Raw genomic sequence first — 11,640 nt, 5'->3', positions numbered from 1 at the left:
GAGTAAAGATTCAATAGCACCCCAATCAGTAGAGGAGACTGCATTATGCCATCGATCAAGACTCTGCTCTGTCCAGTCGATTTTTCCCAAATGTCTCGCGCGGTACTCGACTATGCCGTTTTTATGGCACAGAGCCATCAGGCCCAGCTCAAGCTGATCCACGTGGTTGATCAACTGCACGGTTTTGACAGTTACAAGATCCTTCATATGACGGCCATCGAGATCACCCACGAGATGGAGCGTCAGGCCAGAACCCAGCTCAAAGAGCTGGTTGCCACCCTGCCGATCCCGGCCACCTTTGATATTCGCTTTGGCCGCGCCGCCGATGAAATTGTCATTCAGGCCAAGGAGGATGAGGTTGAGCTGATCGTGATGGGCAGCCACGGTCGCTCCGGTATCAGCCATCTGCTGGTAGGCAGTGTCGCCGAGTCTGTGGTGCGTCATGCACCCTGTCCGGTACTGGTGGTGCGCCAATAACGCGCCACGTTTAGAGTGAAAAGCGTAACAAACAAGGCCAGCGATTGCTGGCCTTGCGTTTTCTGGTGTTGTGCCCGCTAGCCGTGGGCGTAGATGACACTCCCTCCCTTGATGGTATCTATGATGGCTCTGGCCTGCTCTTTGGGCAGGGCGGGGCAACCCCAGCTGCGCCCCAGCTTGTCATATTTGCGCAGATGAGTCGGGCTGGCATAGGCGGCGCCATGTACTACGATGGCACGCTTGCGGGCATTGCTGTTCTTGCCGGGGCTGAGTCCGTCCAGCCGCAGGGAGTAGCCATGCTTGCCCAGATAGGTTTCTGCGGTGCGATAGACGCCGAGGGAACTTTGGCGGGAGTTGAGCTGGTTGGAAAAGTGTTTTGCTGCCAGTTCACCTGAGTTGCGGCCATGACTGACCCAAGTGTGATAGAGCAGCTTGTGGCGTTTCATATCGATGACAAACAGCCTGCGCTGGGTGGATGGCTTGCTGTAATCGATGATGGTGAGAATGGGTTTTCGTTTGTGGCGCACAGTTTGATAACTGTTGAGTGCCTGACGAAAGGTCTGTTTATCCAGCTTGCCGGCCAGACCCAGTTGACGATAGAGGCTCTGATCCCAGCTGGCATCTGCCGTGCTGCTCCAGATGAGCGATATCAACAGCAGTGGCAACAGCAGCCACCCGCGTTGCCAGTCTATGTTCCCGCGCGCTTGTCTCATCCGTGAATATCTCCTTGTCACTCCCTGTCAACGACGCGGATATTGCCATCAATCCGCTCGATAGTTATATGCAAGGTGCTGAAAAGGCGCAATAAAAAACCGGCCGCAGAGCGGCCGGAAGTAATTCAAACAGTAGACATTGGTATCACAGGGTATAACTGACTTCCAATTACTTAGAAGTTGTACTGCAGGGCAACTGCGACTACGTCGTCGGTATTTTTGCCCAGAGAGTTGGTGGACTTGCCATCTACGGAGTCCAGCAGGTTCAGCTTGTAATCAACGTAGGCGTTGAAGTTCTCGGTGAAGTTGTACCAGGCACCGATAGATACGTACTCGGTGTAGGTATCATCGATACCGTGAGCGGAGTCTTTCACGTCAGTGCGCAGGTAGGCCAGAGAAGGCTTGAACTTGCCGATGGTGTACTGGGCAACGGCTTCGTAGCCATCCATCTTCTCGGCGTAGCCGTTGTTGACGAACAGGTGGTCTTCACCGTGGGAGTAGGTTGCAGCCAGGTAGAGGTCGCCAGTTGCATATTTGGCGCCGAAGCCCATCAGCTTGGCATCCTTGTCGCCACCGAAGGCGGCGTAGCGAGCTTGCTCGTCAGTCTTGCCAGCCTGGTTATAGGCAGCACCCAGGCTCAGGCCCATATCGAAATCGTAGTTGGCAGATACTGCGAAGCCTTCTTTGGAACCTTTCTTGTTCCAAGTAGTTTGGCCATTTACATCTTTGAAGTTGGAACGATCTGCATTCTGCGGATCATTGTTACCAGTGAACTGGGCACCCAGAGTCAGACCCTGGTAGTTATAGATGTACTGGGCCAGACCGTTGGTACGGCCGGTACCGAATACTTCAGTATCTTTGCCCAGGCCGTCACCGCCCCACTCAGGCAGAACGTCGGTATAGTTGTTGACGGCCTTGGTGAACAGGCCATCCTGACGACCATAGCTGAATGCGCCGAAACGGTCGTGCTTGATGCCGGCATACGCATAACGCAGCTCGTCGTTGTCAGAACCGGAAGTCGGCAGGTTGTACTCGGCAAAGCCGAACGCCTTCATCTCGGGAGCAATCTTGGTCTCGCCAGCAACGTGCAGACGGAAGTAGCTCTGGTCACCTTCGGAACCGTTGTCGTCAGTACCGTAGTAAGCACCTTGTGCACGGCCGCCGATTTCCAGCTTGGTATCGTTCTGGTTGTAAACGGTAGCAGCATGGGCGCCGCTCGCCAGCAGCAGGCTGGAGATGGCAATAGTCAGTGCAGACTTCTTCATATGCGTTATTCCTCTGATGTAAACACTTCCGAACTTGTTGTCGGTTCTGTGAAATCGGAAATGGTCCGATAGCCACACGGTAGGCGCCCCAACCTTGACTGGGCCTGAATCCATCATTGTTTAATTGAGGTGACGAGGTCGTTATCAAGACTGGGTGTGACGGTTTTTGACAAGATAAAAAGAGATTAAATTCAATGAATTATTTTCTAGTGACTTTTTTGACATCAAGGCTGTTCTGAGCAACAAGGTCGATGGCTCAAGTTGTGAGCTATATCACACAGGGGAGAATGGGGCGGGGCGGGAAAAACGGGGGGGAGCCTTGCAAGGCTCCCCCCAGTGATCAGAGGGGCTTTTGCCACAGGGTCAGCAGCAGATCCTGTTCCAGTTCATTCGGGCCCTGTTGCGCGAAAGCGTGACGCTGCTCACCGGTTGCCCGCCAGCCAAGACGGCTGGTCTCCAGAATAAAGCTGCGCATGGCCTGATCCATGGTGAGGCTGAACTGGCAGCGCTGTTGAGCCATCGGATTGAGGCCGCCGAGGGTTGGCCAGCTGAGAGGGTGTTCCATGCTCACCGGATTGAGGCTGACCCGCAGTTGCCACTGATGGCGCGGGCCCGGCTGCAGATAGAGCAGATAGCCACCGGGGGCCAGCCAGCTGACCAGCTGCTCGGTCTTGACCTTGAGATCGTTGACCAGCAGCACCTGAGCAGAGCCCGGTTGCAACGGCGCGCGAGCGGGATCGGCAATGACAAACTGGCCGTCCGGCTGCGCTTTTTTGGCGGCAAAGATGGTGTTCTTGGCGATATCAACCCCAGCAAACTGCCAGCCGGGCAGGCGCTCTGCCAGCGCGCGGCAGTAGTAGCCTTCACCGCACCCAAGATGGATCAGCTCTTGTGGGGCCAGCGGAGCGAGCAGGCCGGCCATGGCCTCAACCAGCGGCAGTTGGTGGCCGGCTTCCAGGAAATGGTGCTTGGCGCGCATCAGGGCACGGCTGTCGCTGTCTTTGGGGTTTTTCTTGCCGGGGATGAGATCCAGATAACCTTCCGGTGCCGGATCGAAGTGATGCTTGTTGTCGCAATAGCGCCCCTGGGAGGCTTCATGAAGATGGAGCGGACTGCGGCAACGGGGACATTGAAGATGCATAGTAACTCTCTGGGCGAATGCCGGAACAGTGAAGGGCGTTCGGGATTATAGGGGAGAGGATCAAAAAAGGCTGCCGTAGCAGCCTTTTTTATCCCAAGGCCTCAGTCAGGCCTGCGGACGGGTCATCAGCGAGTGCCAAATACCACAATGGTCTTGCCGTGAGCAGAGATGAGCTCCTGCTCTTCCAGCATCTTCAGGATGCGGCCCACGGTTTCACGAGAGCAGCCGACGATTTGGCCGATCTCCTGACGGGTGATCTTGATCTGCATGCCATCCGGGTGGGTCATGGCATCCGGCTGTTTGGCCAGGTTGAGCAGGGTCTGGGCGATCCGGCCGGTCACATCCAGGAAGGCGAGGTTACCCACTTTCTGGCTGGTGTGTTGCAGGCGCTTGGCCATCTGGCCAGAGAGGCGCATCAGAATGTCCGGGTTGACCTGGATCAGCTGGCGGAACTTCTTGTAGGAGATCTCTGCCACTTCGCAAGAGCCTTTGGCGCGAACCCAGGCGGAGCGCTCGGGGTTCTCGTTCTCCTCGAACATCCCCATCTCGCCCAGGAAATCGCCCTGGTTCAGATAGGAGAGGATCATCTCTTTGCCCTCATCGTCCTTGATCAAGACGGCCACAGTGCCCTTGACGATGTAGTAGAGGGTCTCCGCTTTTTCACCCGCATGGATCAGGGTGCTCTTGGCGGGATACTTATGAATGTGGCAGTGCGACAAGAACCATTCCAGGGTGGGATCGCTTTGCGGTTTGCCAATGACCATGAGAATTCCTCTGTAGTGTCTTTTTATGGACTTGTGCGTCCGGGCAAGCTGCCAATCTTGCCATTCCTTGTATTGGTCGCAGTAGGATAAGAGCCTTTGCCTGTGCTGACAAGGCTTTGCGGGCTTTTGACAGAGCCCTTTGAGTAATGCCTGCTGCGCCGCTTCGGCCATTCTAGGGAAGATAGAGGTCGGAGATGTTGATTTTGATCTATTTCCATCCCAACTCCCCCTGTTCGGCAGAGATAAGCGACTGGGTTATGCTAGGGATCCATCATCATGATTAACAGGAGAGAGTGCGAGATGAAAGCCAAGGTCAGCTGGGTGGAAGGGATGAAGTTTGTGGGTGAGAGTGAATCCGGTCACAAGGTGATCCTGGATGGTGCCAACCCCGGTGAGGGGGCCAGCCCGATGGAGATGATCCTGCTGGCGGTCGGTGGCTGCAGCTCCATTGATGTGGTTTCCATCCTCGAAAAAGCGCGCCAGTCGGTGACCGCATGCCATGTCGATGTCAGTGGCGAACGGGTCGATAGCGTGCCCCGGGTTTTCGAGAAGATTAATCTGCACTTCGTGGTGACGGGCAAGGGATTGGCAGAGAAACAGGTGGCCAGAGCGGTCGATCTGTCGATGAAAAAATACTGTTCTGTTTCCCTGATGTTGGAAAAAGCGGTACAAATTACCCATAGTTATCAAATTGTTGAAGCTTGATAACGATAGTTTCGTTGGTACCCTAGCATAAGGCCGTTACGTAAGGCCACTGCACAAGGCCATGACATAAAGCCATTACATAAGGAAAGTGCAATGAAAAAATTGATCGCTCTGCTTCCCCTTTTGGGCCTGGCGGCGTGCAGCAGCCCGCAACCTACCCAGTATCAATACAGCCAATACCAGTGTGGCGAAGAGATGCTGGCCGTTACCTATGATGCTCAGGCTGACATGGTGCAGTTCCCCTATGCCGGGGTTTACCACAAGCTGGCGCGTGTGGAGTCAGAGTCTGGCGCCAAATATTCTGACGGCCTGACCACCTTCTGGAATCAAGAGAAACAAGCTCTCCTCACCCAGAAAGGGGTGACGCTGCTGACCTGTACGCTTAAATAAGTGACCACAGATAGCTGAAGGTGTGCGGCTTTGTGCCCGAGTCTGGCCTAGGCCGGATTGGGTCAAGAGGTTGAGACCACAAAAAACGGCTTGCCGGGAGGCAAGCCGTTTTTCTATCCATCCGTTATCACTAAACAAGCGCTAGTTGGTGGGGACGCGATGGAGCAGCTCGGCCGCGAGCTGCTGGCTGAGAGCCTGGCGCTGGCTATCTGCAATGCTCACGTCGCTGGTCAGCTGGATGATGCTGCTCCAGACCGCTTTCTGGGTTTTGCGATCGAGCAGCACGATGGCCAGCGACCCTTTGCGCTGGTTGGCCGAGGCATATACCCCGGGCGTCATGCCAAGACGGGCGAAAATCTCGCCGTCACTCATATCCTTACCGCCCGCGACGCCGATGGCGACCCACAGATCCGCCTCGTCGAGCGGTGCACTCTGCCACCCCTTGCCATTGAGCTCCCGGCTTACCGCCTGCTGCATTGGCTCCAGCCACCCTTCCGCCAACTCACCGGCAAATTGATACTGTTCGGCCAGGGCGTAGCGCGGGGTTGCACCATAGGTCCAGTTGCCCATCGGGCGAACCAGCATGGTGCCGGACTCCAGCGTGGGGGCCGCCGGCCCGCTGCTGCAACCGCCAAGCAGGGCGAGCAGTGCCACAGAGAGATAAGCAAGCCGCATCGTGAACTCCTTTGAATCAGGTTATTTTGCCGGTTTCGATCAATTGCTGGATGAGCGGGCGCAGGATCAGCTCCATCGCAAAGCCCATCTTGCCACCCGGCACCACTATGGTGTTCATCCGCGACATGAATGAGCCATCGATCATCGACAGCAGGTAGGGGAAATCCACCTGCTTGATACCGCGAAACCGGATCACCAGCATACTCTCGTCCAGACTCGGGATCACCTTGGCGCTGAAGGGGTTGGAGGTATCCACCGTCGGCACCCGTTGGAAGTTGATATGGGTGCGCGAGAACTGCGGGGTGATGAAGTTGATGTAGTCATCCATGGAGCGAACGATGGAGTCGGTCACCGCCTCTCGGGAATGCCCGCGCTCCGAAGTATCGCGAATGAGCTTCTGGATCCACTCCAGGTTGACGATGGGCACTACGCCTATCAGAAAATCCACGTGGCGGGCTACGTTGTGATCCTCAGTGACCACACCACCGTGCAGCCCTTCATAAAACAGCAGGTCTGTGTCGCTCGGCAGATGCTGCCAGGGGGTAAAGGTGCCGGGCATCTGGTTGAAGGGCACCGCCTCATCAAAGCTGTGCAGGTAGCGGCGATACTGGCCATTGCCATCCTGCCCATAGCCTTGGAAAAAGCTCTCCAGCAGCCCGAAGTCATTGGCCTCAGGGCCAAAATAGCTGATATGACGCCCCTGTTCGCGCGCCTTGCGGATCGCTACATCCATTTCCGGTCGGGTGTAGCGGTGAAAACTGTCACCTTCCACCACAGCCGCGGTATATCCCAGTTGATGGAACATGGAGCGAAAGGCGTTGGTGGAGGTGGAGGTGCCGGCACCGGACGAACCGGTAACAGCAATAATGGGGTGCTTGGCCGACATGGGATTCTCTCTTCCTTGGGAATTCCGTTATAAGGTCCGGATTGCGGTTGGGTCAAGACTGCTCGATGAAGCGGTCTTTCATCACGATATTCACCGATTCGTGCAGCTCGCTATAGACGATGACAGCTTTGCCTTGCTGTAATTGTTCTCTCACTGCATCGACTTTGACGCCAAGCGGTACATCCTGCTCTCCATATTCGGTTCCTTCCTGCAACACAAAGTGTTCGATCAGGTTGGTCAGGGTGTCGCCGTCCAGTTCTTGCCAGGGAATGATCATTTAAAGGTCTCACAGCAAAAGAGGTGATCGTCAGGCTATTGTTGTGTTGAATCCCGCGAATGCAATCACTTTTTACCTTTTCACCGGAGTCTGAGAGATGTTGTCTGAAGCGCAGCGCAGCGCGCCGTTAACCCTGACTGAGCATCTGGACAGCGCACGTCGAGAGGCGATTGCCCGAGGCATGGTGTGGTTCTGGTTGTTGAACTGGCTGGTGGTGTTGTTTCTTTCGATACGCTACGAGGTTTACAGTCAGGTCGGGCTCGCCAGTGATGACAGCTTGCCCTGGCGCTTTCAGAGTGAGCTGGCCCTGGTCATGGTGGTGCTATTACTGCTACCTGTTGTCAGCCTGTTTTGTGACCATCTGCAGGATCGCCTCTGGTTACGGATGGCTGCACTGGTGATGGTGCTATGGGGCGGACTCTGGACGCTGCACATCTACACGATTGGTCAGGTAGAGCTGCGGGGAGGGGTCAGCTATGCCAACGGGATCATGCGGCTCAACCTGCTGGCTGCGCTCATCGCGTTTTATCCCGACCGCAAGGTGTTGTATGGCTATCTCTTGGGCCCGATGACGGTGGGTGTAGGGTTGGAGCTCTTTTTGCGCGTCGATTTTCTCCAGATTTACCTGCTTGGCGTGTTGTTTGGCGTGATTGCGCTGGAGGTCGGCCGCCGCATGCTGCACCGCTGGTTTGAGCTTGCGATCATGCGAGAGCATGAAAATCTGATGCTGCTGCGCCAACTTGATCAGCTCGCCAAGCAAGATCCTCTGACCGGTGTCGCCAACCGGCGGCATTTCAATATCGAGTTGGAGCGCGCGTTGGCCCATAGCCAGGAGAGCGGCGCTCCGCTATCGCTCATTCTGATCGATGTGGACTATTTCAAGCGCTTCAACGACCACTACGGCCATCAGGTGGGAGATATGTGCCTCAAAGAGGTGGCACAAGCGCTCAACCGTGCGGTACGCACGCCATCTGATCTGGTTGCCCGCTATGGCGGGGAAGAGTTTGTGCTGCTGCTGCCCAATACCGACCGTCAGGCTGCGGCCAGCGTGGCGCAGCGGCTGCAAGATGGCTTGGCCAGCCTGCAGCTGGAGCATCTGGCGTCCGATGTTGCCCCCTGGGTGACGGTGAGTCAGGGGATTGCCAGCACAGTGTCCGGCGAAGGGGCGAGCCAGCTGCTGGAGCGGGCCGATCAGGCGCTCTATCGGGCCAAGGAGTCGGGACGCAATCAGTTCTGTGTTGCAGAGTGACTCTGTTCGGCAATCCAGCGACTGATCCGTTCATCCAGCCAAAACCGTGGCCGCCAGGGCGTGCCGTGCAGAAAGCCGACATGGCCGCCGCGCTGGCTCAACTCATAGCGCACCGTGGGCGAGAGTTGCTCCGGCCGGGGAATGACCGCGTGTGACATAAAGGGATCGTCGGCGGCGTGCAGGATAAGGGTAGGGATGGGGATTTGAGCCAGCAGCGGTAGCCCCGAGCAGCTCTGGTAGTAGTGGCTGGCGCTGTGAAAGCCGTGCAGCGGCGCGGTGACCAGCTCGTCAAAATCGCGCAGGGTGGCAATCTGCTCCACTTGTCGAGGTTGCCAGCGCTCACTCGCTTTCTGCTGCTGGCTGATCTTGTTGAGCAAATTGCGGCGCATGGTGCGCAGCAGATAGTTCTGATAGACCTTCGAGAAGCCCTGATTGACCCGCTCGGCGCAACTCGCAAGTTGCAGCGGGGCCGAGACCACCACCGCCGCCTTCAGCGCCGCAGGGCAGGCCCGCGCCAGCAGATTGACCAGCATATTGCCACCCAGTGAAAAGCCGATGGCGATCAGCGGTTTGCCCGGGAAGCGCTGGCTCAGCTCGGCAATCAGCTCCTGCGCGTCACCGATGGCGCCGGAGTGATAGGCCTGCAGGTGGCGATTGGGCTCGCCACTGCAACCGCGAAAGTGCATCAGCACGGCCTCTCTGCCCTCTTGCTGCAGATGGGCGAACAATCCCTTGGCATAGTGGGAGTGAATGCTCCCCTCCAGCCCGTGAAACACCACTATCAGCGGCCGTTCATCAAGGCTGACTTCCCCGCTCCAGGCGAGGTCGACAAAGTCCCCATCCTGCAGTTCAAACCGCTCCGCCACAAAACGGGCTGGGGTGCGGCGCAGCCATTTGGGCAATATGGTCTGCAGATGAGGATTGCGTGCCCACCAGGGGGCGTGGAAGTGGCTCTCGGTCAGCATGGGGTCAGTCGGTCTGGGTCGAAGATAAGGAGGACGGGAGGTGTGTTCCTCCCGCCAGTCATTGGCTTATTTCAGCAGGCGATCGTGATGTTCGGCGCCGCGCAGCATGGCCTGGATCAGCTCATTGGCTTCGAACTTGGTCAGCGCCTCATGGGCTCCCACCTGATGGGCCCGCTCCACACTGATCTCGCTGGAGAGGGATGTGTACAGGATGATGTAGGCCCCCGCCAGTTTGCTGTCGCTCTGCACCTCGAAGGCCAGCTCGTAGCCATCAAGCCCGGGCATCTCGATATCGCTCACCAGAATGTCGATCGGGGTCTTCTGGCTCGCCCGCGTCTGCATCAGGGTCAGTGCATCCTTGCCATTGGTGCAGACCTCATAGGGGATATTGATGTAGTCGAGCGCGGCCATCAGCTGACGGCGAGCGACCGAGGAGTCATCGACCAGCAAGATCCGCATCGGCTTGATCCGCTCCCGCTGCACATCGGTCAGCACTGGATAGAGGTGGCTCGGATCGTCCGGATAGACCCGGGAGAGGATCAGCTCCACATCCAGCAGCTGGATCAGCTGGTCATTGACCCGGGTCACGCCGGTTACGAACACATTGTGACCGAGAGAGGCGGGGGGCGATTCGATATCGCGCCAGTTGCACTCGGTGATCTTGTCGATGCCCCGCACCAGAAAGCCCACCAGGGTGCGGCGGCAGTCGGTAATGATGATGAAGCAGTGGGGCATCTCCTCCTTGCTGATGGGGCGATAGCCCACCGCCATCGCCATGTCGATCACCGGAATGGTGGAGCCGCGCATATTGGCGGCCCCCAACACGGTCGGGTGCGAGTGCGGCATTGCCGTCAGCTGGGTGTAGGGCACTATCTCCTTCACCTTGAGGGTACCGATAGCAAAAGATTGCTTGGCAGAGAGATGAAACAGCAACATGCCCTGTGATTGATTGGCTTTGCTCGTCATGGCAGATGTCCTGTTGGTCGAAATGTTGGCAGTCACTTCAGGCCTCTAGCATAAAGGATTACGGGGGGAATGGCCCTTCCTTGTTAACGACCATCTGGCAAAAAACTGGACTCATTCAGCCAATTTCGTTGGCACACTCACATCGGCGTCCGGTTATTGATCGCCATCCTCGCCAACGCCCCACTGCTGGCAGGCCGCTTGCAACGCGGCCTCATCGGCATAACCCAGCTTGCTGGCAACCTGCGCGGGCTTGCTGCCGCCCTTGAGCAATCTGAGCGCCTGCAGCAGTTGCCACTGTTGTTGCAATTCACTCCCTTCCACCGGCGCATCGGCTTGTTGTGCCCACAGTTGCAGAGACTCCGGTTGGCCATTGACCAGCGCTTGCCAGCAGGCTTGCAGCTCACCGTGACCCTGCTGGCTGATGGCGCACTGTTGCAGCTCATCCAGGATCACCTGCAGTCGCTGACCGTAGGCCCCTTGCCACTCTTTCGGACGTTGCCACCGTGCCAGAGAGTCGAGCAGGGCATCGAGCAGCGGGGTGGTCTGCAGCCAGCCTGCCTGCTGCGGCTGAGCCACGCGCAAAGAGACATTCAGCTGATCGTACTCGCAACCGCTGAGGGGGCTGAAGGCCGCGAGGGCATCGGCGCAGAGCCAGAAGCTGCTGCCTGCCGGCAGCAACAGCTCATGTTGGCCCAGTCTCAGCAGCGCGGCGCCCCGGGTGATCCGCAACAGCTGCCCGACCGGAGTTCGTTTGCGGTTGCCAGCGTGCAGGCCCTGGCAGGAAAAATGGTGATACTCGATGGCGTGATGCATGTAAAAACCCTGATATGATGCTGCCTGGAGGTAACAAATATGGAAACCAGACGTAAAAAACGCTTCATTGCCGGTGCTGTCTGTCCGGCGTGCGGCAAGTTGGACAACATGATGCTGTATCTGGAGCATGGAGTCGAGAAGGTGACCTGTGTCGCCTGTGGCGATACCCAGGTACAAACGCCTGCCGAGGTCGACAAGCAGACTCGCGAGGCGGAAGAGGTGATCGGGGTGTTTCGCCCCTGATAAGGGAACGGCGGGTGGAATGCGGGTCTCCTCGCTGACGCTGTTGCCGTTTTTTTCGTCACTCCGAGGCACGGCACGGCATATGCGCGGCCCGCTTTTTAGGGTATTCTG

15 protein-coding genes are annotated in these 11,640 nt (G+C 57.3%); 5 read left to right on the top strand and 10 right to left on the bottom strand.

Annotation, left to right across the window (positions count from 1 at the left end):
• Positions 1-45: 45 nt before the first annotated feature.
• Complete coding sequence (locus tag OKB77_RS12225) at positions 46-477, top strand: universal stress protein (protein WP_005335309.1); 432 nt, start codon at positions 46-48, stop codon at positions 475-477.
• 77 nt (positions 478-554) lie between these two features.
• Here the strand turns inward: OKB77_RS12225 and OKB77_RS12220 are convergent, their stop codons facing one another.
• The 4 genes from OKB77_RS12220 to crp form a co-directional block, all read right to left on the bottom strand.
• Entirely contained in the window at positions 555-1,190 is a 636-nt protein-coding gene (locus tag OKB77_RS12220; protein WP_005354246.1) for a murein L,D-transpeptidase catalytic domain family protein, read from the bottom strand.
• Between the two features lie 173 nt (positions 1,191-1,363).
• Positions 1,364-2,455 (bottom strand): porin, encoded by a 1,092-nt coding sequence (locus OKB77_RS12215; protein WP_150389549.1) that lies wholly within the window; start codon positions 2,453-2,455, stop codon positions 1,364-1,366.
• A 340-nt stretch (positions 2,456-2,795) separates the two neighbouring features.
• Positions 2,796-3,596 carry a putative RNA methyltransferase gene (locus OKB77_RS12210; RefSeq protein ID WP_120415518.1) on the bottom strand — a complete coding sequence of 267 codons (801 nt, stop codon included), beginning with the start codon at positions 3,594-3,596 and terminating at the stop codon, positions 2,796-2,798.
• A 125-nt stretch (positions 3,597-3,721) separates the two neighbouring features.
• Complete coding sequence (gene crp / locus OKB77_RS12205; protein ID WP_005335304.1) at positions 3,722-4,360, bottom strand: cAMP-activated global transcriptional regulator CRP; 639 nt, start codon at positions 4,358-4,360, stop codon at positions 3,722-3,724.
• 300 nt (positions 4,361-4,660) lie between these two features.
• Between crp and OKB77_RS12200 the strand changes: the two genes are divergently transcribed.
• On the top strand, positions 4,661-5,065 hold the full coding sequence (locus OKB77_RS12200) for an OsmC family protein (protein ID WP_270817718.1): 405 nt from the start codon (positions 4,661-4,663) through the stop codon (positions 5,063-5,065).
• Positions 5,066-5,158: 93 nt separating this feature from the next.
• A complete protein-coding gene (locus tag OKB77_RS12195) occupies positions 5,159-5,455 on the top strand; it encodes an MliC family protein (RefSeq protein ID WP_005348285.1) in 297 nt (98 codons plus the stop codon).
• 141 nt (positions 5,456-5,596) lie between these two features.
• Here the strand turns inward: OKB77_RS12195 and OKB77_RS12190 are convergent, their stop codons facing one another.
• From OKB77_RS12190 to OKB77_RS12180, 3 genes are read right to left on the bottom strand one after another with little or no spacing between them, the layout of a single operon-like run.
• On the bottom strand, positions 5,597-6,130 hold the full coding sequence (locus OKB77_RS12190; RefSeq protein ID WP_123172456.1) for a DUF4136 domain-containing protein: 534 nt from the start codon (positions 6,128-6,130) through the stop codon (positions 5,597-5,599).
• A 16-nt stretch (positions 6,131-6,146) separates the two neighbouring features.
• Positions 6,147-7,016 carry a phosphoribulokinase gene (locus OKB77_RS12185; protein WP_123172457.1) on the bottom strand — a complete coding sequence of 290 codons (870 nt, stop codon included), beginning with the start codon at positions 7,014-7,016 and terminating at the stop codon, positions 6,147-6,149.
• A 52-nt stretch (positions 7,017-7,068) separates the two neighbouring features.
• Positions 7,069-7,293 (bottom strand): YheU family protein, encoded by a 225-nt coding sequence (locus tag OKB77_RS12180; RefSeq protein ID WP_005335298.1) that lies wholly within the window; start codon positions 7,291-7,293, stop codon positions 7,069-7,071.
• 97 nt (positions 7,294-7,390) lie between these two features.
• Here OKB77_RS12180 and OKB77_RS12175 point away from each other — a divergent pair, with 97 nt between their 5' ends.
• Entirely contained in the window at positions 7,391-8,542 is a 1,152-nt protein-coding gene (locus OKB77_RS12175) for a GGDEF domain-containing protein (protein WP_123172458.1), read from the top strand.
• Here the strand turns inward: OKB77_RS12175 and OKB77_RS12170 are convergent.
• The 3 genes from OKB77_RS12170 to OKB77_RS12160 form a co-directional block, all read right to left on the bottom strand.
• Entirely contained in the window at positions 8,521-9,507 is a 987-nt protein-coding gene (locus tag OKB77_RS12170) for a hydrolase (RefSeq protein WP_123172459.1), read from the bottom strand. The two genes, OKB77_RS12175 and OKB77_RS12170, sit on opposite strands and share 22 nt — an antisense overlap.
• Positions 9,508-9,573: 66 nt before the next feature.
• Entirely contained in the window at positions 9,574-10,473 is a 900-nt protein-coding gene (locus tag OKB77_RS12165; protein ID WP_270817715.1) for a chemotaxis protein, read from the bottom strand.
• A gap of 153 nt (positions 10,474-10,626) precedes the next feature.
• On the bottom strand, positions 10,627-11,286 hold the full coding sequence (locus OKB77_RS12160; protein ID WP_123172460.1) for a hypothetical protein: 660 nt from the start codon (positions 11,284-11,286) through the stop codon (positions 10,627-10,629).
• 39 nt (positions 11,287-11,325) lie between these two features.
• On the opposite strand from OKB77_RS12160, the gene OKB77_RS12155 reads away from it, so the two are divergent.
• Positions 11,326-11,529 (top strand): YheV family putative zinc ribbon protein, encoded by a 204-nt coding sequence (locus OKB77_RS12155; protein ID WP_005335287.1) that lies wholly within the window; start codon positions 11,326-11,328, stop codon positions 11,527-11,529.
• The last annotated feature ends 111 nt before the right edge of the window (positions 11,530-11,640 follow it).

The sequence above is a fragment of the Aeromonas sp. Y318-3 genome (assembly GCF_027706185.1).
Taxonomy (GTDB): domain Bacteria; phylum Pseudomonadota; class Gammaproteobacteria; order Enterobacterales; family Aeromonadaceae; genus Aeromonas; species Aeromonas veronii.
This window is presented reverse-complemented; position numbering and strand designations above follow the sequence as displayed.

What these genes read in the sequence shown, in the direction of transcription:
- OKB77_RS12225 (WP_005335309.1), top strand. Translation starts at nt 46, where the DNA reads ATGCCATCGATCAAGACTCTGCTCTGTCCAGTCGATTTTTCCCAAATG.
- OKB77_RS12160 (WP_123172460.1), bottom strand. Translation starts at nt 11,286, where the DNA reads ATGCATCACGCCATCGAGTATCACCATTTTTCCTGCCAGGGCCTGCAC.
- crp (WP_005335304.1), bottom strand. Translation starts at nt 4,360, where the DNA reads ATGGTCATTGGCAAACCGCAAAGCGATCCCACCCTGGAATGGTTCTTG.
- OKB77_RS12195 (WP_005348285.1), top strand. Translation starts at nt 5,159, where the DNA reads ATGAAAAAATTGATCGCTCTGCTTCCCCTTTTGGGCCTGGCGGCGTGC.
- OKB77_RS12220 (WP_005354246.1), bottom strand. Translation starts at nt 1,190, where the DNA reads ATGAGACAAGCGCGCGGGAACATAGACTGGCAACGCGGGTGGCTGCTG.
- OKB77_RS12210 (WP_120415518.1), bottom strand. Translation starts at nt 3,596, where the DNA reads ATGCATCTTCAATGTCCCCGTTGCCGCAGTCCGCTCCATCTTCATGAA.
- OKB77_RS12185 (WP_123172457.1), bottom strand. Translation starts at nt 7,016, where the DNA reads ATGTCGGCCAAGCACCCCATTATTGCTGTTACCGGTTCGTCCGGTGCC.
- OKB77_RS12215 (WP_150389549.1), bottom strand. Translation starts at nt 2,455, where the DNA reads ATGAAGAAGTCTGCACTGACTATTGCCATCTCCAGCCTGCTGCTGGCG.
- OKB77_RS12180 (WP_005335298.1), bottom strand. Translation starts at nt 7,293, where the DNA reads ATGATCATTCCCTGGCAAGAACTGGACGGCGACACCCTGACCAACCTG.
- OKB77_RS12190 (WP_123172456.1), bottom strand. Translation starts at nt 6,130, where the DNA reads ATGCGGCTTGCTTATCTCTCTGTGGCACTGCTCGCCCTGCTTGGCGGT.
- OKB77_RS12200 (WP_270817718.1), top strand. Translation starts at nt 4,661, where the DNA reads ATGAAAGCCAAGGTCAGCTGGGTGGAAGGGATGAAGTTTGTGGGTGAG.
- OKB77_RS12155 (WP_005335287.1), top strand. Translation starts at nt 11,326, where the DNA reads ATGGAAACCAGACGTAAAAAACGCTTCATTGCCGGTGCTGTCTGTCCG.
- OKB77_RS12165 (WP_270817715.1), bottom strand. Translation starts at nt 10,473, where the DNA reads ATGACGAGCAAAGCCAATCAATCACAGGGCATGTTGCTGTTTCATCTC.
- OKB77_RS12170 (WP_123172459.1), bottom strand. Translation starts at nt 9,507, where the DNA reads ATGCTGACCGAGAGCCACTTCCACGCCCCCTGGTGGGCACGCAATCCT.
- OKB77_RS12175 (WP_123172458.1), top strand. Translation starts at nt 7,391, where the DNA reads ATGTTGTCTGAAGCGCAGCGCAGCGCGCCGTTAACCCTGACTGAGCAT.